General features: G+C 35.3%; 17 protein-coding genes. 9 read left to right on the top strand and 8 right to left on the bottom strand.

Annotation, left to right across the window (positions count from 1 at the left end; translation table 11 throughout):
• A partial coding sequence (locus K9N40_08840; GenBank protein ID MCF7814573.1) for a hypothetical protein occupies positions 1-188 on the top strand: 188 nt, incomplete at its 5' end.
• A 199-nt stretch (positions 189-387) separates the two neighbouring features.
• On the opposite strand, the gene K9N40_08835 is transcribed toward K9N40_08840, so the two are convergent.
• The 3 genes from K9N40_08835 to nusB form a co-directional block, all read right to left on the bottom strand.
• Positions 388-1,401 (bottom strand): radical SAM protein, encoded by a 1,014-nt coding sequence (locus K9N40_08835; GenBank protein ID MCF7814572.1) that lies wholly within the window; start codon positions 1,399-1,401, stop codon positions 388-390.
• Between the two features lie 92 nt (positions 1,402-1,493).
• The gene (locus K9N40_08830; protein MCF7814571.1) at positions 1,494-2,387 is read right to left on the bottom strand and encodes a glycosyltransferase; all 894 of its coding nucleotides are present in this window, start codon (positions 2,385-2,387) and stop codon (positions 1,494-1,496) included.
• Between the two features lie 103 nt (positions 2,388-2,490).
• Positions 2,491-2,916, bottom strand: a complete 426-nt coding sequence (nusB, locus tag K9N40_08825; GenBank protein ID MCF7814570.1) for a transcription antitermination factor NusB — start codon at positions 2,914-2,916, stop codon at positions 2,491-2,493.
• A 188-nt stretch (positions 2,917-3,104) separates the two neighbouring features.
• On the opposite strand from nusB, the gene K9N40_08820 reads away from it, so the two are divergent.
• The 3 genes from K9N40_08820 to K9N40_08810 all read left to right on the top strand — a co-directional run bounded on the left by K9N40_08820 (position 3,105) and on the right by K9N40_08810 (position 6,655).
• Complete coding sequence (locus K9N40_08820) at positions 3,105-4,454, top strand: PhoH family protein (protein MCF7814569.1); 1,350 nt, start codon at positions 3,105-3,107, stop codon at positions 4,452-4,454.
• A 12-nt stretch (positions 4,455-4,466) separates the two neighbouring features.
• Positions 4,467-6,341, top strand: a complete 1,875-nt coding sequence (gene alr / locus K9N40_08815) for an alanine racemase (GenBank protein MCF7814568.1) — start codon at positions 4,467-4,469, stop codon at positions 6,339-6,341.
• A gap of 98 nt (positions 6,342-6,439) precedes the next feature.
• Positions 6,440-6,655: a hypothetical protein gene (locus K9N40_08810; GenBank protein MCF7814567.1), complete on the top strand. Its 216-nt coding sequence runs from the start codon at positions 6,440-6,442 to the stop codon at positions 6,653-6,655.
• 390 nt (positions 6,656-7,045) lie between these two features.
• Here K9N40_08810 and K9N40_08805 read toward each other — a convergent pair whose 3' ends face one another.
• From K9N40_08805 to K9N40_08795, 3 genes are all read right to left on the bottom strand, one after another.
• Positions 7,046-7,834, bottom strand: coding sequence for a hypothetical protein (locus tag K9N40_08805; GenBank protein MCF7814566.1), 789 nt, complete (start codon positions 7,832-7,834; stop codon positions 7,046-7,048).
• A gap of 49 nt (positions 7,835-7,883) precedes the next feature.
• Positions 7,884-10,955 (bottom strand): T9SS type A sorting domain-containing protein, encoded by a 3,072-nt coding sequence (locus K9N40_08800; GenBank protein ID MCF7814565.1) that lies wholly within the window; start codon positions 10,953-10,955, stop codon positions 7,884-7,886.
• Between the two features lie 363 nt (positions 10,956-11,318).
• Positions 11,319-12,635 (bottom strand): NAD(P)/FAD-dependent oxidoreductase, encoded by a 1,317-nt coding sequence (locus K9N40_08795; protein ID MCF7814564.1) that lies wholly within the window; start codon positions 12,633-12,635, stop codon positions 11,319-11,321.
• Positions 12,636-12,929: 294 nt separating this feature from the next.
• On the opposite strand from K9N40_08795, the gene K9N40_08790 reads away from it, so the two are divergent.
• On the top strand, positions 12,930-14,603 hold the full coding sequence (locus K9N40_08790) for a T9SS type A sorting domain-containing protein (protein ID MCF7814563.1): 1,674 nt from the start codon (positions 12,930-12,932) through the stop codon (positions 14,601-14,603).
• 12 nt (positions 14,604-14,615) lie between these two features.
• Complete coding sequence (locus tag K9N40_08785) at positions 14,616-16,865, top strand: T9SS type A sorting domain-containing protein (protein ID MCF7814562.1); 2,250 nt, start codon at positions 14,616-14,618, stop codon at positions 16,863-16,865.
• Position 16,866: 1 nt separating this feature from the next.
• Here the strand turns inward: K9N40_08785 and K9N40_08780 are convergent, their stop codons facing one another.
• The gene (locus tag K9N40_08780; protein MCF7814561.1) at positions 16,867-17,067 is read right to left on the bottom strand and encodes a hypothetical protein; all 201 of its coding nucleotides are present in this window, start codon (positions 17,065-17,067) and stop codon (positions 16,867-16,869) included.
• 454 nt (positions 17,068-17,521) lie between these two features.
• Here K9N40_08780 and leuS point away from each other — a divergent pair, with 454 nt between their 5' ends.
• The 3 genes from leuS (at position 17,522) to K9N40_08765 (ending at position 21,624) form a co-directional block, all read left to right on the top strand.
• Positions 17,522-20,002: a leucine--tRNA ligase gene (gene leuS / locus K9N40_08775; protein ID MCF7814560.1), complete on the top strand. Its 2,481-nt coding sequence runs from the start codon at positions 17,522-17,524 to the stop codon at positions 20,000-20,002.
• A 269-nt stretch (positions 20,003-20,271) separates the two neighbouring features.
• Positions 20,272-21,000: a hypothetical protein gene (locus K9N40_08770; GenBank protein ID MCF7814559.1), complete on the top strand. Its 729-nt coding sequence runs from the start codon at positions 20,272-20,274 to the stop codon at positions 20,998-21,000.
• Between the two features lie 60 nt (positions 21,001-21,060).
• The gene (locus tag K9N40_08765; GenBank protein MCF7814558.1) at positions 21,061-21,624 is read left to right on the top strand and encodes a manganese efflux pump MntP family protein; all 564 of its coding nucleotides are present in this window, start codon (positions 21,061-21,063) and stop codon (positions 21,622-21,624) included.
• A gap of 45 nt (positions 21,625-21,669) precedes the next feature.
• Here the strand turns inward: K9N40_08765 and K9N40_08760 are convergent.
• A partial coding sequence (locus K9N40_08760; GenBank protein MCF7814557.1) for a hypothetical protein occupies positions 21,670-21,995 on the bottom strand: 326 nt, incomplete at its 5' end.

Genomic DNA, 21,995 nt, shown 5'->3' with positions numbered 1-21,995 from the left:
AAGTAAAAACCCTGGTTAGTGCTCGGTTATCTTCCGGAAACTACAGCATTTCCTGGAACGGCAGAGACAGCAACAATAAACGTGTCTCCACAGGAGAATATCTGGCAAAACTTCGCTTGTGTCCCGATTCATCGGGGAAGGTGAATGGAACAGAAGAAGAAGTGCTTAAGATAATGTTGTTGAAGTAAATATTAGCCGTCATCCTGAGAGATTCTTTCACAGAAGATTGACGAAGGATATACAAATCAATATTTCGTCGTTTGCCAAGAAGAGTTCCTCAATATGACGTTTTTTTCGGAGTGAATCATTTTTTTTTGATTTTAAGCGACACATTCGCTTGCAGAATAATTTCAGATCAATAATAAAATCTTGTTAAGTCCGCTCTTATTACCACCATTTGATAAAACTTCGGAAGAAGACTCGGAATAAAGTCGGGATATCCATCAGCATATTTGTGTAGGAAGAATTTGCCAATGGGCAGTAACACTCTTTATTCTTGATGGATTTTCGTTCTTTATCTGCCAGAGGAGAAAACCAGATACGTTTAAATTTATAATCATGATCTCTGAGATTTCCTAATGATTTCGCCTTGATACAGCAGCTCCACACTTCTCCGTCTGGAGATATTTGAACAGAAGCTATACCTGAGTAACAAGGAATTACCTGAGTTTTATCTCGTAAAATTCTTTTCACTAAATTATAATATTCGATTCTGAAAGCTTGTGTTATCTTTGCCATTCCCTTGAATTCACCATTTTTTATGATGTGAATCAAGTAATCGATCGCTGATCGATAGGAAAGAATATTTGGCGTGATATCACTGTTCATTGTATCCAGTTCGATGCGTTCTTCCGCAATCTCGGTAATATAAGAATCCGGTTTTAAATGCATTAACTTCTGGGCAATATTCCTAAATTCCTTCACATTAAATTTTGAAATAACAGTATGAATTCCAACCTGGACATTTCCTTGTTTGAGTGCTTTCAGTTTTTCAAAAGTATTGATCACTTTTTCGTAATTTCCTGGAATTTGTCTAATTTCATCGTGCTGCTTGCCAATACCATCGATAGAAAGATTTATGATGATCTGAGTTTTTTTACAGGTCTCTGCGATTTTGTTTACTTTATTTACGATCACATCTGTAAGAAGTCCATTGGAAGGAATATTGATAATTGCCGGTTTGGAATATTTATAAATGATCGCACAAAGTTCATCGATATCTTTTCTTAGGAAAGGTTCTCCACCACTTATCGTAATCCAATATGGACTTCTACCGATCTTTTTGAAAATCTGTTTATATTCGGAAAGCGTTAAGTTCCTGGCTTCTTTTTTCCAGATATTACAGGTTTTGCAGCGTGAATTGCAACTGTAAAGCGCACTCACAGTGTAATTTATCGGCATTATTTTAGGAATGCCAAATTTACGGTAAAGATTATATATCAATATTTTGGGAAGTAGTTCTAACATCTAAATAAACTCCGATTTTTTTTATTTTATCTGTGATCAAGATTTTTAGTAGAATCTGCAATATCCCATTTGAAGGGATTTTTCTTTTTTACTTTGAAGTCATACATTCCCAGCAAACGGCTGTAAACTTCTAAAATTGCTGTTCCAAACAGAAAATGCAATTTATCAGGATTTCTTTTAATTTCCTGAATGGCAAGTTCTAAAAGCAATAAATGATTTTGAGAAGAAACTTCGTAATCCTGATTTTGTCTCAGCCACAAATGCCCAGCCTCGATGCGTCGACGCTGCTTGATGAAATCGGAAATATTTTCCGGTCCTTTATTGTGAACAATGGCATCGGGAATGTATTTCAATTCCAGATTTTTTTCTTTCATAATTGCTTCGATGCTGGCTTCATCCACAGCACTTTCCGGTGGAATTTCTTCAAATATTCGTCGGAAGGCAACCATTTCACCCAATTTGGGAGAACGAAGTGCCATGTGATGGTGCAGCTTCCAAAGCAGATTTACAGCATATCCGATAAAAGTTTTTGGATCATTTTCGGGTACCGGTTTTCCACCAGTCATTCCCACTTTCTCATCGGCAAAGGGAGCTACCATTCTTTCCACTGTATTTTCTGCTGGAATTGTATCGCCACTTTCGATCACAAGAACTTCTGATTCTGCAGCTTTGATGAATTTATTGATCGCAGAAGATTTTCCACCTCTTTCAGCTTCGGTAATCAATTTAATTTTTTTATTTTTCTTTTCGTATTTTGTTACAATGTCATCAGTTCCATCTGTACAGCCGCTGCTAACAACAACAATTCTTTCTATTTGTACTGATTCTAATTCCTGATTTAACAGAGCATCCAAAAGTTTGCCGATATTTGCAGCTTCATTGTAAGCGATTACTCCAATACTGCATTTAATCTTTTTCATAAAACAATTCCTTTCACCCCTCAGTTCTGCTTTTAATTATTTGAAAGAAGTGCAGAACAGCTCCCCTTTAAATGGGAGCGTATAAGGAACGAGATTTTTCATTTTACGCCAATTCTGCTGTAATAGAATTCAAAATTCCATTAACGAATTTACTTGAACTTTCGGAAGAATAACGCTTAGCAATTTCAATCGCTTCATTCATTATAATAGCAGGTGGTGTTGACGTGAAGAGAAGCTCATAAGTTGCTATTCGCAAGATGCTCAAATCTACCATTGCTATCTTGCTCATTTTCCAGTTAGTAGAATGTTCTGCTATTTTTTCATCGATAGCTGTGATGTTTGCTATAGTGTTTGCCAATATTTCTTTCGAGAATTCTAAAATTTTATTATCAAGTTCATGCTCTTTCGAAGATGATATCTCTTCTAATTTTGCTTCAAAAATCGATAGATCTACATCATTCTCACCAGAAAATGATAAAGCATAAAACGTTTGTAATGCAATTTCACGACCTTTTCTTCTCAAACCCATTTATCAATTCACTCCATTTCAAAATCATTCATATCTATTTAAACAATAAACATTTATATTTCGGTGCAATGAAAAAGAGAGCATTTTAAAGAGCAAGATATTTTTAAATTCTTCCACATTCTGTTTGACAATTATCTTTGAAATATTAAATAATCAGTGCGTGGAAAAGAGAAGTGAAAGGAGATTGAATGAGTAAGAAAATTTTCGTTCTGGACACAAATGTATTGATCCACAATCCGCAAGCTCTGTTTTCTTTTGATGAAAATCATGTAGCTATACCAATTACGGTTATCGAAGAAGTTGATAATTTCAAAAAAGGCGTGGATGAAAAAGGCAGAAATGCCCGGCAGATCGGTCGTTACCTGGATGGATTGCGCGAAAAAGGCAGCCTTAAAGATGGCGTTCCGACCGAAAAAGGCGGCATAATTCAGGTGGTTCTCAGCAGGAAAGTATCAGCTACAGCCAATGATATTTTAATTACCGATACGAACGATAATTTAATCATTGGAACAGCTTTATATTTAAAAGAAAAGAATCCCAAGAGTAAGGTTGTCCTGGTCTCCAAAGATGCGAATGTGCGCATCAAAGCAGATGCTGTAGGATTGGATTCTGCCAATTTTGAAACAGATAAAATTAATTTTTCCGAGCTTTACAGTGGCTATCTTAAATTAATTGTTGATGAAGACACGATCAAAGAATTCGAAGATAAGAAATTTCTGACAAATGATTTCGGTGAGATCTACCCGAATCAATTTGTAATTTTATGCCGAAATGAAGAAGATACTGAAGGTGTGGTCGCCCGTTATTCGGTAGATAACAACACGATCTATCCTCTCAAATATTATACAGGTCAGGAAATCTTCGGCATAAAAGCCAGAAACGTGGAACAGGTAATGGCATTTGATCTACTGATGGATCCTGAAGTAAAACTGGTGAGTCTTGTAGGAAAAGCGGGAACAGGAAAAACTTTGATCGCTCTTGCTGCCGGTTTAAATCAGGTTGTGGAAGAAAATCTTTATACCAGATTGGTAGTTTCAAGACCGGTTTCACCTTTGGGTAAAGACATCGGTTATCTGCCTGGAACGAAAGAAGATAAATTCAATCCCTGGATGCAGCCGATTTACGATAATATGGAAATTCTGCTTTCCACCAAAAATGATCGTGAAGATAATGGGAATGGCAAAATATTTGGTAAAAAACAGCCTGGACTGAAAGATTATCTGGATTTCGGTTTCATCGAACTGGAACCTCTCACATACATTCGCGGCCGCAGTTTACCGGAACAATACATCATCATCGATGAAGCACAAAACCTAACTCCACACGAGATGAAAACGATTATAACTCGAGCTGGAGAAGGTACAAAAATAGTGATCACAGGTGATCCGTATCAGATCGATATTCCCTATCTGGATTCGGAAAGTAACGGTTTGAGCTTATCCGTGGAAAAATTTAAACAGGAAAAAATTACAGGACATATTACTTTGGTAAAAGGTGAACGTTCTGCTCTGGCCGATCTGGCTGCAAAATTCTTTTAAACTTTGGAAAATATGAAACAAGATAGAAGCTGGACCGAAATTGATCTGACGAATTTTGAACACAACTTAAATCAGTTGAAAGCACTTTTGCCTTTCAATACAGAATTCATGCAGATCGTGAAAGCAGATGCTTACGGGCATGGAGCATATGAAATTGCCAGAAAAGCGATTGAATGCGGAGCAACATTTCTGGGAGTGGCAAATGCTCAGGAAGGAATGCTGCTGCGATATCAGGGCATTGATATTCCAATCCTGATTTTATCACCATCTTTAACGTCGGAACTTAAGATCATCCTGGATTATGATCTCATTCCCACCATTTCCGATCTTGATTTCGCAACTAAATTGAATGAAACAACTAAAACTAAAATTCAAGTTCACGTTAATGTCGATACAGGAATGGGAAGAAGCGGAGTTCCTTATTTAGAAGCTCTTGAACTGATCGAGAAAATTGAATCTTTACCAGATATTCAAATTCAAGGAATTTTCTCTCATTTTTCCTCAGCAGAAGATGATATTGAATTCACCAAAAAGCAATCTGATCGTTTTGAGCAAATACTTTCCAAACTGAAAATGCCGCCGAAATTTATTCACATTGCCAATAGCAGTGGGGTTGTTTCCATTAAATGTGATTATGCGAATCTGGTGCGAATAGGATTGCTTTCCTTTGGCATTTATGCTGATGATTCGCAGAAAACAAAAGTTGCTCTAAAACCGGTAATGACCTTCAAATCTCGTATTGGACAGATAAAGCGTGCAGTTACTGGAGATTTTATCGGCTACAACAAAACATACAAAGTAGAAAAACAACTAAAATATGCAATCATTCCGGTTGGTTATGCCGATGGTTATGATTTCCTGCTTTCCAATAAAGGAAAAGTGGTTGTTAATGATATACTTTGCAATGTAATTGGCAAAGTATCGATGGATATGATCTCGATAGATATAAACTCTGTAAATTGTAAAATTGGTGACGAAGTTATCTTGATGGGAAATGATCATGCAGAGATTTATGCGGAAAATTTGACTCAAATTTATGGTGGATCCAGTTATGAACTGCTTTGTCAGGTTGGAAGGCGCGCCAAACGTTATTATTATGAAAACGGAAAAATGATCGCCTCTTCCCCGCTTTTGCGCCGCGATTTTGTTTCATTCGATTATTCGGATGATAAATTGAATAAAATTATTGAAACCGCCATTGAACAGCGATTGCAAAGTAAAGAAATCTCCAATCTTATTTATTCCGATCTGCTCAAACATTTCTTTGTAGAGCACGATCGAGATATACATTATCGCAAGAACTTTGTTCATACAATTTCTTTTGCAGAACATAATCGAAAAGAATTGAAAGATTATTATCTGGTTCAAACGGAACTTACATTTTCCAAAAAACTGCAAAATGACTATTTTATTGTAGCTTGTGCAAATAATGAGAAACTGCTGGAAAAATACTTCCTGCAATCCGATGTAGAATATCGCTGGCTTTTAGATAGCAATTTGGAAGCAACTCTTTTTGATGTAACTTCTGTGAAAGTTGAAGGTGTGGAATTGTACAACGAAATGAAAATGGTGGATGGCTGTTTGGAAATTCGCTGTTACCATCCCGAACTTGAAAAATCCAAAGGTAAAGAAGTTGAATTTTCCATTTCTACTAAAACCTATTATCCCAGAAAATCACATCAGCTTGCGATCTATCTGATCGAAATGACTCAGGGAGTCGAGATTAACTTCAATTATGGTGATTTATTCGAAAACGTGGAAGCAGTTCCGATCTTTTCGGGGCAAACAAAATTCGCAAAAACAAGTTTTAAAAAGGATTCCATTTCTATTTCTTCCGAAAAGAATGAATGGATTTTTCCCACCAGCGGTGTAGTTTTTGTTTATTAGATTAGTTAAATAATTCTATTTTACCGCAGATTAACGCTTTAAAGGGGATTTTTTTTTCTAATTGAGATTTGCATTTTTTTTTGATTATGGAAAAAAAAATGTTAATAGATTACTTATCGCATGATTTAATATATCAGAAAAAAGAAAATTGGACCGATGAAAAGTATGATTTTGAAAGGGATTGGGGTTGGTTTATTGATAGTTCCCATCTTAAAAATAATATTTCCGTGTTAGAACTTGGATGTGGAACTGCTTGCAAACTCTTCTTGTTGGTTTCGGAAAGTTCTGAAAAATTCTTAATTAACATTCGATAAGAGATTTTTATTATACTTTTCCGACAGCTAATAATAGAAGAGCTGAGAGAAGCTGACGGAAAATATTTTACCCGATTGAAATCGGGTGATAATCCTACAATCATTAGGCATATCACCACATTTCAATGTGGTGGATTCCTTCGTTTTGATAAGCGGCAAAAGAGATTCTTCCCACCTGTGCCGGCGTAGTTTCTCGAAGCCGTAAGAGCAACGTGCATGAGACGTCAGAATGACGAAAAAAAAACACCGTCTTCCTGAGGATATCAGCAAGGTTTGTATCTCGTTCACTCTTGAACGAGAAATTTTCGAGACGAAAAGAATTAACACTTAGACTCCACGAGACGTGAAGTCCAACAAACAATCAATGTTCATCTGCGGTTAAAAAAAATGCTAAGTAAAATATTTAAGGACAGAAAGTAATATAAAAATCTCTGCAAACGTACTGAATACCAGTGAATACGGATAATTACTGAAATATTTTTGTATCACATCAGAAGATAATTCTTCTACTTTTGATTTCTTCAAATAATGCACAAATCCCATAAATAGCAGGAAACCGGCAAGAAACGGCCAGGCTAAAGAGTAGATAAGATAAGCAATTTGTCCAAATTCTTTAATGGAATAATAATCTACAATAATGAACATTCCCACGAAAAACGATAAGATGGCCATCAAAGTTGCAAAAAAACCGGTTTTTTCGACAATGTAAGTAAAATCATCGAAACAGAGTGAATTCTTATATACCAGATCAAGTTCTGATCGTAACTTTTCATCAAGAAGATCAGGTCTTTTTTCGATTAATGTATCATAAAAAAGCTTGAATAAACTGGATGAATCGATGATACTATGTGGTAAAGTCTCCTTCTTTTGATCGATAATTATAATAATATTATTGTAAGATTTGACCTCTATATTATTAATATCTTTCAGCAAAAATTCTCTTCTGGTTTTGTTATTATAGAAGACTATTTTATCATCATAAACTTCCAATTTCATTTTGAAGTAAATGTATATTGCACTTACGATTACGACTAACAAGATCAAGCCTTCCATGATCGGTAAAAAATAAAAGTCGGAAAGTATCTCTTTTGTGTTCATAACTACAATCGTAATGATCAGCAATAGGGTCAATATTACAAGCGTTCGAATATAAAAAAACGGCAACTTTTCTTCTTTCATAATCACCTCTGCGCAAAAAATAGAAAATTTGATTTTATTTGCAATATATTTATTTCAGCAGAATGCTTTTGATAGTTTTTTGATAACTATCTCCGATTTTATAATCAACGAAATATATTCCGGAAGACAATTTGTTGCCATAATCATTTTTGCCATTCCAATCGAAAAAATGAAATCCAACCTCAAACTCTTGATTGCATAATTGTCGAACTTTCTGTCCTCTAATGTTATAAATGGTCATTTCCACAAAATCTGTTTGTACCATTTCAAATTTCAATTTTGTCGAATTATTAAAAGGATTAGGGAAATTGGCGTAAATTTTTGGCTGGATCGGATTTGCACCAGATTCGTATTGGAGCATTTTTCCAAGATCGATATAATCTCTTATGGAATAGGCATTCTCAAATCCAAATAGAGGTTCAGAAGGTGAATTCAGAGATGTTGGAATTGTATCCATGATTATTCCGAGTGGTTCGCTGGAAACGCGTTTGGAAGAAAATACAGCCATTTTGCAATTATCCAGATTCAGGGAATCGGCAGATATCGTGAATTCCAGAATATTTTCCGAAACATTGTACAACCCTTCGATCTGCGGTGGTAATGCATCATTCTGCTCCCAGAAAAAACCACCATTACTTTGAATTAGATCATAATATTTCAAATATTGTACAGGTTTTTCAGAATAATTGTAATACAATCGCAGAACAAATAATTTATTGATCCTGGCATTGTCAAATCCCACCAGAACATCGATCGGAAACATCATTGGCTCCAGATAATTATTGTTCACTCCCCACTCTTCATCATCGATGGCAAAGCAAAAAAAATATTCTTCATCATAATCTTCCGGGAAGATAAATTCTACAGGCAAAGCAAAAGATAGCAGGTTTGTCTCTGCATCGTAATCCGCATAAAGCTCGGTCAAATCCAGGTCCGGGCAGATATCTCCTCCAGGATCGGTACAAATGATCTCTTCCTGGTTCCAATCATCAAGTTGTCCGTCGATATTTTTTGCTGTCTTTATAATATAACTGTAATGCCAGGCTTCTTTTTCTTCAATATTTTCCAGTCTGTTCAAGATTGTGTTTCCGAATATATCGCCACTGATCGAAAAGCTGTTTTGAATGTTCTCATTATAAGATATTAAATAATCATTTTGGGTAGAATAGGATAGAATATCGAATAAATCCTGATTGGAAATCTGATAAATCGGATCTTGATTTTCTCTTAATCCAGCAATTTGAACATCATAATAGATGTGATTCACACTATTTTCCAGATAAATCTGGGGAATCTCTGTAGTGCTGTTCACTGGCGGCGGAATCGGCAAAGGTAAAGCAGAATTTGCATGAACCATAAAACGGATAAATGGAACAGTACTTGTAAAATTATCGTAGAAAGTAAATCGATCCAGATAACGCATCTTGGCTGCTCTGAATAATTTGCCAAATGTAGGCTCATTCATCTTTCTGTATTCATCCAGAAAATAGTAGAGCAAAGCATAATCTGCATTATAAGATATTGTCATCAGATTTCCATTTTCATGATATGTTACGGGTTGACCGTAACTTTGCCGAGTTGCAGCAATGTAAGCAATTCCACCGCCTGGAGAAGAAAGAACTGTTTCGCATAATGTAATTCCTTCAAATAAATGATGCTCGTATAAAAATGTATCGAACACTCCATTCCAACAACCTTTATCTACTATGATAGGATTTTTTGTTTTGGGCGGAAACAAGGCAACATCATCTTTGGTGAGATATGTGCCGTCACCGAAGGCAATATCATAGCCGCCGCCATGAGAAAAATTGAAATGGAACAGAAATTCTTCGTTCATCCACAGGTTCTTGATGTATTCGGCAGAAAAGTTGCCACGTATTTTCTGATATTTCAAAATTTTAAAACCATCGAAAACATTGTCACAGATAATTTGATTATTACTTAATTCCCCCAAAAAAAGTGACGTTCCCCAGGTTTGCCCGCCGGAAACGGCAACTTTATTTGTCCATGCATCATCTGAATACAAAATGAAATTCTGCATCTTTTCAAAATAATTGGAAAGAGATTGCAGATCATGAACGGGCAATCTGGCAAGATTGTAGTTATCTACCCAATCATAATCGGGAGAGGCATAATAATGATCTGACGGCATCCACGATTCATAATTCGGCTCGGGTCTGTTAGAAAAATAATATGAGGGAGGAATGATTTCCGCACTTCCCAGAATAGTGATGTGATCCAGGTTTGGATGCGCAGCATCATCTCGAAGATAAGATATGATGCGAAGAGCATTTTCATATTGATAATCATGAATATCTTCATTTGTGAAAGTTGCCCAGCCTTCTTCGGTTGGTTCATCTGCCGGTGGATATTCGCTGTAGATCTCCTGAATATCGAGAGCTTCTGATGTCATGTCATGAAATTGCGCCATCGAATCTGCCACACAAATCCAATCGGAGGGACAAAGTAAAATGTGTTCTGCTTCCGTGAACAATCGCTGTGAAGATAAATATATTGGATTTTGTTTTACTTCGCCGCAAATGGAAAGGTCAAAATTCCTGAGCAGATAAGTTTTTTTATTGATCGGATTCCATTGAACCGGAAAAATGTGAATGAAAATATGTGTTTCATTTCCATCAAAGCCGGCTGTAAAATCAAGCCAGCGTTTGGGATAAAAATCATCATTTAAATAAATCGCATCATCTTTTTCAGATTTAATAGATTGATTTTTATCCCCGTTTGTTTTCAAGAAATTATCGGCTTGACCGATCAAATCATTTGTGTGATATTCTTCCACCAGTCCAGAAGTCAGAATGATGTCGGTGATAAGATAATTGCCTTCTAAGGTTACATGAATATTTCGCTGAGGCAGCAGTGGTTTACCGGGTATTTCCAGCAACACGCAATCCTGCAGTTCCAAGATCGACCCATTATCCGCAGAATTCTCAAATAGTTTTCCTTTAGTAAAATATTTTTGGGAATAGATCGCTTTTCCTGCCGAACGGTTATTGGGGATTTCATCTATTGAAGAAAGTTCGTAAGTGTTTTCTAAAGCAATTTCCACCGAAATCAGGAATTGCGTTAATGCTGCGATAATTATGAGAAATAAATTTTTTTTCATGTGATTTTACATTCCTTATTTTTATCCTATGAAAACCCCGAAATCAAGAACTCAGGATGCATTTAGAAATAAAGAAAATTCTTAAATTTGACTATCACCGTGGCAGAGCCAAGGTGCATTTCGCTAAATTTATTTCAGCAAGCTGAAAATCGAATTTTCATTATTTACCCCTCTCCGGCAACTGCCGGATCTCCCCTCAAACAGGGGAGAAAATTTGGAAAACCCCGATGCAAGCGTCGATGAATTCTATTAATTAAATTCATCCACAGTATTTCTGTGAATTTGTCTGTTTATTACCATTTTCAAAAAACACAAATATCATAATCTTAACAAATGAAAATCCGTCAATTCTTATAAATCATGTTAAGTGGAATTCCCTGCCACAAATCCTGTACTCCAGGCAATTTGCAGATTAAATCCACCAGTATAGGCATCGCAATCCAAGATTTCTCCGGCAAAAAACAAACCAGGAACCAGTTTTGATTCCATCGTTTTGGGATCGATCTCTTTTACATTTACACCACCACTGGTAATGATCGCTTCCTGAATGGGGCGGAATTTCTCTAATTCAATCTGGAAATTCTTGAGAAGATACAATAAATTACTTCTTTCCGGTTTGGTAATTTCTGCACCTTTTTTATTTTCGGGAATGTTCAGCAAAATATTGAAAACAGGAATCATTTTGATTGGCAACAGATTCTTTAAAATAGTTTTGAATTGTTTATTGGAATTATTCTGGAATTCTCTCTGCAGTCTTAAATCAAGCTTTTCTTCGCTTAATGCTGGTTTCAAATCTATGCTTAAAATATGATCTTCAATTTTTCTAAGATGTGATGATGCAGATAAAATTATCGGTCCTGTAACTCCATAATTTGTAAATTCCATCTCACCAAAATCTTCATAAACTATTTTGCTGTTTCTATCGATTATTCTAATTTTTACGTTCTTTAAACCTAAATCCTTTAAGGCGGGAATGCGAATCGACCTTGCGAATGGTTTCTTTTGAGAATCCTCCCCAATTGTCGAATGTTTTTCTCCAACCATTGTGAAGGTCTGTGACCATTCGCAAGGTTTTACAAATTGCTTTGCTTCGATTGGAACTAATGATGGTTTGAAACGAGTTAGTTTGTGACCGAATTCTCGTGCAAATTTGTAGCCATCTCCTGTGGAACCAGTTCCGGGATAAGATTTACCGCCGGTAGCAATGATCAGTTTTTCAGCTCGAACCACTTCCCCATTTATCAATTTAGCAGCAAATAAACTACCGAATTTCATGACTGATTCTACTGCTGTATGCAGAACTTCAACTTTATTTTTGTGAATATATTTGATGAGAACCTGAACAACATCTTTTGCTTTATCACTGGCAGGAAACACACGATTTCCTCTTTCTATTTTCACTTCCAGACCCAGATCGGAAAAAAAAGAAATTGTATCGTAAGAATTGAATTGATAAAAAGTATTGATGAGGAATTTTCCGTTGATCGGAATGTTTTCGACGAGTTCGTGAACATCGCAGTAATTTGTAATATTGCAACGGCCTTTTCCGGTTATAAGCAGTTTCTTTCCCAAAACCGGATTTTTTTCTATCAGGATCGTTCTTTTGCCGCTTTTAGCTGCAAAACCTGCAGCCATCATACCAGCTGCTCCACCTCCGATCACCATTACATCGTAATGCATCCGACTAAAATTCCATTTTTAATAAATTCATAATTCGGATGTTAAAATTTCACTGAAGTTGTCAAAAGAAAAGATGAAAACAATATAAACTTTCATAAATTAGTTATTTTTAAGTTTTTATTTGACAATAACTTCCACATTCATTAATTCAGTTTTGTTCTATAATCCGAAATCACTTTGGAGGAATTATGAAGAGAATTGTTTTATTTATATAATGAAAATTTTTGCTTAAACTATAATTCGGTAAATTTAAAGAAACGAAGAAAATGCTTTTATTAGAAAAAGGAGAAAGTGATGAAAACTAATATTATCATTATTATTTTTATTATGATATTTTTGAGCAGTCTAAATGGACAAACAATCGATTGGAGTTGGTTAGAAACAACTGGTTCCATATACTTGGATTATGGCAAAAGTATTGAAGTTACAGATGATGCTATCTATGTTTATGGTGCTTTCTATCAGACTACACCTTTTGGTTCGATCGAACTTACAAGTAATGGACAGCAAGATATTTTTGTCGGCAAAATGGATTTACTTGGGAACTGGATTTGGGCAGTTTCTGCTGGAGGAACATATGATGATAAACCTTATGATATAACCATAGATGATGATCATAATATTTATATAATAGGATATTTCTATGAATCAATTGATTTCGGCTCGGATCATCTGGAAAGCCAGGATAGCAAAGATATTTTTATCACCAAACTCGATAATAATGGAAACTGGATTTGGGCAGTTAGTGCTGGAGGTGAAGGAAACGATATTGGTGAATCAATTGCGGTAGATTCCGAAAACGATGTTTATATTACAGGTAGTTTCTGGGAGACAATATCATTCGGAGATACAAATTTCATTAGCTCAGGTGCAGATGATTTTTTTGTTTCAAAATTGAATTCCAGTGGTGAATGGATTTGGGCACAACATGGTTCGGGACAATTTAATGATAGTGGCAGTGCTGTAGATATATCTAATAATAATATTTTCATAACTGGGGGATTCAATGGTCCGACAAGTTTTGGGCCAATAACCTTAAACGGTGATGGTTGGGATGATATTTTTGTAATTAAACTTGATCAAGAAGGAGAAATTCAACTATATAACGAAATCGAAAGTAGTACCCAATCAATGGCTTATTCTAGTTCAATTTTTTGTTCTTTTGACGGTTCGATAATTTTAACAGGTAAATTCAATGAATCTTTATATTTTGGAGATCCTCAATTAACTTTATCAACTAATGGAGATTATGATACATTTGTAGTCAAGCTTAACGAAGCTTTTATATGTGAATGGTCTGCAAGTGCTGGTGGAGCTGGAGAAGATTATGGGAATTCTCTTTCTTGTGACTCAGCAGGAAATGTTTGGATTACAGGTATTTTTTCAGAGGCAGCAGAGTTTGGAAATTTACAGCTCGTAAGTAATGGAAATGAAGATATTTTTGTCTCGATGTTAAATAACTATGGAGAATGGATCTTAGCTGAAAAAGCTGGTGGTTTAGGTGAAGATATTTCTTATGGAATAGATTTAAATGCTGACAATGAGATTGTACTTACTGGTAGTTTTAAAGAAACAGCTACATTTGGCCCATTGTCAGCAACAAGCAATGGTAACTCAGATCTATTTGTATGTATGATCAATCAGCTAACTTCAATTAACGAGAATCTTGTAAATCCTTCTTTTAATCTAATCAATTTCCCCAACCCTTTCAATCCTTCAACCACAATCAGCTTCAACTTATTGCCAAGCTACGATTCTGCAAGCATTGAAATTTACAACATAAAAGGACAGAGAGTAAAAACATTCTGTCATGCTGAGCTTGTCGAAGCATGTGGCACGATAAATAATTATTCTGTCGTCTGGAATGGAACCGATGAGGACAAGAATCCCGTTTCCAGCGGAATTTACTTTGCCAGATTTAAAACTGGAAATGAAGAAGCAAGCTGTAAAATGTTACTGTTAAAATAAGAAATATAAATAATGAAAAAAATATACTTTTCTATAATTCTGATCATTTATAGTTTACTTTCTTCACAGGAAACCGAGTTAACAAAAATGAACGATTTTAATATTGCACAAACCTATGGTCAAATGGATAATGCTATAGTGGATTCTGGTATTCTTTATGCTATTTCTGATTATGGATTGGAAATTTATCAAATAGGAAATAATGGTGATCTTACTTTGCTCTCACAAACTCCTATTCCTCTTGGTAACTCATTTACCAAAAAAGATGATTATGTTTATGTTTCAGCATCTCCTATGTCATACCAATTTCAATCAGGTAATGTTTATCAAATTGATGTTTCGGATAGTGTTAATCCAACAATAGTCCAAGAAATTGATTTTGAATATGATACGTGGCCAATAAAAATATATGGAAATTATCTTAATGTATGTTGTTATGACTATGCAAATAATAGTTATCATAATTATTTTTATAGTTTACCAGACTTGGTATTTGTATCTCATTTTCAAAATCTTCTAAATTATTCAGATAAAATAGGAGATACAATTACTGCCCGATTTGATGGTTATAATCAGTTCACAATTTTCGATCTATCAGATCCAACTCTACCAGAAATTGTAGGGAATGGAAATATTTCATCCTATCATCAATATAATGCGCAAAGAATTAAAGCTTATAATGATACAGTATACATAGCATCAAATAGTGCGGAAATTACTCTTTGGGATATAAGTGATCTTAATAATTGGGAATATATTTCTCAATACGATCCTGATGTGGACATATTTAATGACTTTAGTCCACTGATATGTGATAATTATGTTTTCTTAGCTGAATTTGGTTATATTGAAGTTATCGATGTTTCAGATATTTCGAATCCTGTTCGACTTGATTATTTATCCGGTACAGATGCAAATTCAATCTTAACTACTTTGATAAATAGTAATGAAAATTTATATTTAATGACAGCTTTTAATGGTATTCAACATATCACATTTATTGATGATGAGTTAAGATTTGAAGGTAACTATGCTAATTATTATTATTCTAATAGATATAAACAGATAGATAATTATTTACTCGCAGGTTCAATTACACATTATATAAAAGGCTATGACGTTTCTAATCCACTAAACTTTGTTGATTTGGGTGAGTTATTTACTGATTATTGGAGCATTTTTGAGCTTTCAAATAATAAATTAGCTATGCTGAAAAATGATGACTATAGTTATTATGTTTATGATATTTCTGATATAAACTCCCCTATCCAAACTAACCAGATCAGCTGCGATTTTTATAATGAATGCTGTTTTGATGAAACAGATGAGGAATCTTTTTATGTTTTAGACCTTAACAATAATCTGTTGAAGTATAACGTTTCTGAACCCGGTACAAGTAGTTTACTTTTTACTCTTGATCTTCCATTTACTATCGAAGATTGGATAATCCATGACGGTTATGGTTATTTTTTGGAAAATATTAGTACTTTTAATCAAAAAATTTATGTTTATCAAAATCTGGATAGTAACCAACCAGTATTATTTAATTCAATAAACAATTTTGTCTCCAATCCTAATGCTGAAATGAAAGTGAAGAATGATAAATTGGTAATATATAACGAATTTTCTTATGATTATTCTCCATCTATTTCAACAAAGATATTTAATCTAAACAATCCTACCAATCCTGAATTAAATTTAGAATTGCAAGCTTTTGGAGAGCCATTTCTTACTGATGAATTGATATTTGTAGCATCTGGTGACGAATGTTGTGTTTTTGAAAATCTAGGGAATTCACCCGAAATACTTGAACCAATCTCAGTTTTTACTGATTTATCAGAAATTAATTATATTGCATTAAATGATTTCAATAACCAAAAGTACGTAACTTTATGCCAAGGTTCTCATAATGGAGTTTTCAGTTATGAATACACCTCCTCTTCCTGTGAAAATGAAATACTACTTAATAATTTCAAGCTTTCCAACTACCCCAACCCTTTTAATCCTTCAACTACAATAAGTTTCAACGTATTGCCGAGCTACGATTCTGCAAGCATTGAAATTTACAACATAAAAGGACAGAAAGTAAAAACATTCTGTCATGCTGAGCTTGTCGAAGCATGTGGCACGATAAATAATTATTCTGTCGTCTGGAACGGAGATGATGATAACGGAAAACCTGTTTCGAGTGGAGTTTATTTATACCAACTTAAAACCGATGAAAAAGCTTTAACACAAAAGAAGTGTATGCTGTTGAAATAATTTACTCTTTCTTAAAAAACACCAAATACAAAGGTCGAATTCCAAAAATTGCAGCCAAAAGAATATACCAGATATATTCCAAACTAATAATCTGCGGGATCAGTTTTATCAGTATTATCATTACGCACATTGCTGCCATTTGCGCCAATTTAATATCCCAGATTGAAAATAATTTTATACGATCGTTAAAATACTTGATCATCATAACCTCCTCGCTCAATTTATCCGCAGGCAAAAAAACTTCATTTCCAGATTTTTCTGCAAGTTTTTTTATTTTTCATTATAGGTTATGTGTTATATCCTTTGTTTTTTTGATCATATACGCTTTTTGTCTCAGCTCTTCAGCTGATCAGCAGTTCAGGCTCATTGCTTCACAAAGTCTCAAAATCACACAGTCTCAAAGTCTCCCTGCCCTCTGCCCCTTGCCCTCTGCTCTCTGCAAAAAATATTTGACCTAAATAGTTCACTTCCAAAACTGACAACCAAATTTGGAAAAGGAGAAAAAAAATGCCAAAAACATTAAAAAATTCGATTTGCAATAACTCAATCTTAAATTCTCATCTCCTTCTTTTACTCCCCTTGCGGGGATAATATATTTCGAATTAAATACTACAAAAATATCAAAAAAAAAAATTTAAAAACAGGAGAAATAAATAATGGAATATCCATTTGCAAAAATAGAAAAAAAATGGCAGAATATCTGGCAGAAAAATAAGATCTTTAATGCCAGCAACAATTCTGACAAGAAAAAATATTATGTATTGAGCATGTTTCCATATCCTTCGGGAGCTTTGCACATGGGACATGTATCCAATTATTCCATAGGTGATGCAATTGCGCGTTATAAATTGATGCAGGGATTCAATGTGATGCAGCCTATGGGTTATGATGCATTTGGAATGCCGGCAGAAAATTTTGCCATTCAGCATAATTCTCATCCCAAAATTACCACCGAAGAAAATATCGAAATAATGCGTAAACAATTTGATATGATCGGTTTTGGTTTGGATTGGGATCGTGAAGTTTCCACCTGTCGTCCTGATTATTACAAATGGGGACAGTGGTTTTTTAAGAAAATGTATGAAAACGGACTGGCTTACAAAAAAAGCAGTTTCGTGAATTGGTGCGATGATTGTCAGACAGTTCTGGCAAACGAACAGGTGGAAGAAGGCAAATGCTGGCGTTGTGACAGCACTGTTCGTCAAAAAGAATTGGAACAGTGGTTTTTTAAAATTACCAAATACGCCGATGAACTGCTGAATTTCAGCGGAGTGATCGATTGGCCACAGCGTGTGAAAACAATGCAGACCAATTGGATCGGTAAAAGTTTTGGAACGAATATTCATTTCAAGCTGGAAAATGCTGATGATATTATCACGGTTTTCACAACCAGACCCGATACGATATTTGGCTGTAGCTTTATGGCTTTACCTCCCGAACATCCTCTGGTTACACGCTGGCTCAAAGATGAACCGGCAGATTCGGAATTTACCAGGTTTTGCGAAAAGGTGATAAACGAAGATAAGATCACTCGCTCTGCTGAAGACACAACCAAAGAAGGTATTTTCAGTGGAAGATTTGCTATCAATCCCGTAAATGGTGAGAAAGTGCAGATTTGGGTAACCAATTACGTTTTGATGGATTATGGAACTGGAGCTGTGATGGCAGTTCCAACTCATGATCAACGTGATTTTGAATTTGCCCGGAAATATGACATTCCAATGAAAATCGTTATTCAAAATCCAGATAAAAGTCTGATTCTGGAAGAAATGACCGAAGCTTACATCGAGCCTGGAACATTGGTTAATTCCAAACAATTCGATGGCATGGACAGCGTTGAATCCAAAAAAGCGATTTCCAACTGGATGCAGGAAAATGGTATGGGTGAAGAAACGATTACTTATCGCCTGCAAGATTGGGGTGTAAGTCGTCAACGATATTGGGGAAATCCTATTCCAATAATTTATTGTGATAAATGCGGTGAAGTGCTGGTTCCTGATAAAGACTTGCCGGTATTGCTGCCGGATAATGTTGAATTAGGAAAAACTACTCAGAATCCACTTTTAAGCGTTCCTGAATGGGTAAATACAACCTGCCCGAAATGTAGTGGAAAGGCAAAACGCGAAACCGATACGATGGATACTTTCGTGGATAGTTCCTGGTATTTTGCCAGATATGCGGATGCTGATAATGAAGAAATGCCATTTGCCAAAGAAAATGCAGATTACTGGCTGCCGGTCGATCAATATATCGGTGGAATCGAGCATGCTGTGATGCACCTGATGTATGCTCGTTTCTTCCATAAATTCATGCGTGATATCGGAATGGTAAGTTGTGATGAACCTTTTGCCAGATTGCTCACGCAGGGAATGGTTACCAAAGACGGTGCCAAAATGAGTAAATCGAAAGGAAATGTGGTCGATCCGCAATACATCGTGGATCGTTATGGAGCAGACACTGTGCGCGTTTTCATGCTGTTTGCTTCTCCACCAGATAAAGATGTGGAATGGAGCGACGAAGGCGTGAAAGGTGCTTTCCGCTTCTTGAATCGCGTCTGGCGTATCTTTGAAGATAAAATCGATTTGATTAAAAATAATGTCATCCCAGGCGGAGTCGAAGGATCAATCTCTTCCCCACTCAAAGACCTGCGATTCAGCACGCATCACCTGATAAAAAAAGTGCGGGAAGACATTGAAGAACGCATGCATTTTAACACTGCGATCGCAGCCATTATGGAACATCTGAATAAAGTTTACGGAATCAATGAAACGGAAAAGCTGAACGATGCTGAAAAAGTAATTTTTGCTGAAGCCTGTGCTGTAATTCCGCGTTTGTTGTATTTCTTTGCTCCGCATATCAGTGAAGAGCTGTGGAAAATGATGGGAAATGAAACTTTGGTACATGAAGCCGGCATTCCTGAATATAATCCAGAATACCTGGTGAAAGACGAAGTTACTTACGTTATTCAGGTGATGGGAAAACTGCGCGGGAAGATCGATGTTCCTGTAGATATGCCGCAGGAGGAAATTAAAAAAATGGCCTTGGAAGTAGAAAACGTTCAAAAGTATATTGAGGGGAAAAAAGTACATAAAGTTATTGTGGTTCCCAAAAAACTGGTTAGTATCGTGGCGAAATAATCTTCAACACAGTGTCACTGAGAGACAGAGAACACTGAGTATAGAAAAGCAGTTGGCCTTTGGCAGTTAGCCGGTGGTAAAATAAATGTAGGGGCGATTCACGAATCGCCCTGTTTAGTTTTTCAATTTTGCAGATATCAAATTCAACTCAATGACCTATTCTATTTTTTTATGTATCAATCTCGAATTGTTAAAAAAATTAAAAAATTAGTGAATCAATTGACGCGAAATCTTCTATTTTTTATTTTACAACAAATTGAGGAGGACATATGAGAATTTTTAAATTATTGTTAGTTTTTATGTTAGCATTAATTCTAGTAACAGGTTGTGATGAGGACGATAAAAATCCTGTGGGTACAGATTTTCCAACAAATCTGAATAATTTGGAAACTGTTATGATAATAACACCCTGGCAAGATTTAGCTAGAGAAGCTTCTATTTTAATTTGGACAACAACAGAACCAACTTCATCAAGTTTGGAAATTAATGGTACTATATTTGATCTTGACTGGGAATATTTCGGAACCGATTGGGAAACATGGCTTTACTATGATGGTACTGGTGGGTTTGGTGATACTTTTAATTACGAACTTGTGATCAATAATAATACTATTACCGGCAGTGTTGAAGCTCCCTTTTTGCCCGACATAACTTGGCCAGATTTCAATTTTAATCAAAATTATGCATTTGATTGGGAACTGCCGACAAGTCCAGATCTTCAATTCATAGAGTTTTATCTTGAAACAATGGATAATGAATATTTTGAAGAATGGGAAATTGCTGGTTCAGAAAGAAGTTACGAGATAAATAAATCTTATTATCAAGATTACTCAAATACTTATACCTACATGGATATTGGTATAATGCCGGTAAATTTCAATTTACATAATAGCGGAAATGATCTTGTATTTGCTAATACTTATGAAGGAATGTATTTGGAAACAAGAACCATAGATGATTTCAAAAGAATAGCAACGAAGATAATGCAAAACAGATAAAATATTACTTAATAGAAAAGCCACCTGGCCAAAAGGTGGCTTTTTTTGATTGGATGAAAAATGGATTTTATAACAATATTCGTAATTGCAGTTGGACTGGCAATGGATGCTTTTGCAGTTTCCATAGCAAGTGGAGTTACGCTGAAATGCTTTCGGGCAAAACCGGCTTTTCGAGTTGCCATATTTTTTGGTGGATTTCAGGCATTAATGCCGGTTTTAGGCTGGTTGGCAGGTTCCACTTTTCACAAATACATTCAAGCATTCGATCATTGGGTTGCTTTTGGATTACTGGTATTCATTGGTGGTAAGATGATCTATGAATCATTCATGATAACAGAAGCAGAAAGTAAATGCAATCCGAATAATATAAAAACAGTATTTATTCTGGCTATTGCTACCAGCATCGATGCACTGGCAGTTGGTTTAAGCTTTTCCGTTTTAAATGTAGCAATTATTGAACCGGTTATAATTATCGGAATTGTTACTTTTATACTATCTTTGCTTGGTGTTTATATTGGTGGTAAATTCGGTTCTTTATTTGAAAATAAGATCGAGCTTATCGGAGGTCTTGTTTTAATCGGGATTGGTATCAAAATCCTTATCGAGCATCTGCTTTTTATATAAAAAAAGCCACAAAGAAGTTCTCTGTGGCTTTATTTAAATCAATTATTAATGTTCTCTGATCGGATACATTCCATAACGAACAATATCCACGATTTTATCTTTTATATTCTGTAGATCAAAAGATTGACCACGAGTTGACCATTCTGTAAGTACAAAATCCATTGTTCCAAACATAAGGTAGGAAAGTCCTACTGTATCAACCTCGCGCAATCCACCTTCTTGCTTGGCATTTTTAATTATTTCCTGCAAAAACTTCAGATAACGTTTGATCGGTTGATACTCTGGAAATTTCTGGTAAAATTCAGTACTTTGCCTTAATTCTATCGACATAAATCGGGCGATGTGTGGTTTTTCTGTAAAAAGTTTTACAT

Source organism: Candidatus Cloacimonadota bacterium (genome assembly GCA_021734245.1).
In the GTDB taxonomy this organism is placed as follows: domain Bacteria; phylum Cloacimonadota; class Cloacimonadia; order Cloacimonadales; family TCS61; genus B137-G9.
This window is presented reverse-complemented; position numbering and strand designations above follow the sequence as displayed.

Bases quoted from the DNA above. Each gene is read 5' to 3' on its own strand.
- K9N40_08770 (MCF7814559.1), top strand. From the start codon at position 20,272: ATGAGAATTTTTAAATTATTGTTAGTTTTTATGTTAGCATTAATTCTA.
- nusB (MCF7814570.1), bottom strand. From the start codon at position 2,916: ATGGGTTTGAGAAGAAAAGGTCGTGAAATTGCATTACAAACGTTTTAT.
- K9N40_08785 (MCF7814562.1), top strand. From the start codon at position 14,616: ATGAAAAAAATATACTTTTCTATAATTCTGATCATTTATAGTTTACTT.
- K9N40_08795 (MCF7814564.1), bottom strand. From the start codon at position 12,635: ATGCATTACGATGTAATGGTGATCGGAGGTGGAGCAGCTGGTATGATG.
- alr (MCF7814568.1), top strand. From the start codon at position 4,467: ATGAAACAAGATAGAAGCTGGACCGAAATTGATCTGACGAATTTTGAA.
- leuS (MCF7814560.1), top strand. From the start codon at position 17,522: ATGGAATATCCATTTGCAAAAATAGAAAAAAAATGGCAGAATATCTGG.
- K9N40_08765 (MCF7814558.1), top strand. From the start codon at position 21,061: ATGGATTTTATAACAATATTCGTAATTGCAGTTGGACTGGCAATGGAT.
- K9N40_08780 (MCF7814561.1), bottom strand. From the start codon at position 17,067: ATGATCAAGTATTTTAACGATCGTATAAAATTATTTTCAATCTGGGAT.
- K9N40_08835 (MCF7814572.1), bottom strand. From the start codon at position 1,401: ATGCCGATAAATTACACTGTGAGTGCGCTTTACAGTTGCAATTCACGC.
- K9N40_08805 (MCF7814566.1), bottom strand. From the start codon at position 7,834: ATGAAAGAAGAAAAGTTGCCGTTTTTTTATATTCGAACGCTTGTAATA.
- K9N40_08790 (MCF7814563.1), top strand. From the start codon at position 12,930: ATGAAAACTAATATTATCATTATTATTTTTATTATGATATTTTTGAGC.
- K9N40_08820 (MCF7814569.1), top strand. From the start codon at position 3,105: ATGAGTAAGAAAATTTTCGTTCTGGACACAAATGTATTGATCCACAAT.
- K9N40_08830 (MCF7814571.1), bottom strand. From the start codon at position 2,387: ATGAAAAAGATTAAATGCAGTATTGGAGTAATCGCTTACAATGAAGCT.
- K9N40_08800 (MCF7814565.1), bottom strand. From the start codon at position 10,955: ATGAAAAAAAATTTATTTCTCATAATTATCGCAGCATTAACGCAATTC.
- K9N40_08810 (MCF7814567.1), top strand. From the start codon at position 6,440: ATGTTAATAGATTACTTATCGCATGATTTAATATATCAGAAAAAAGAA.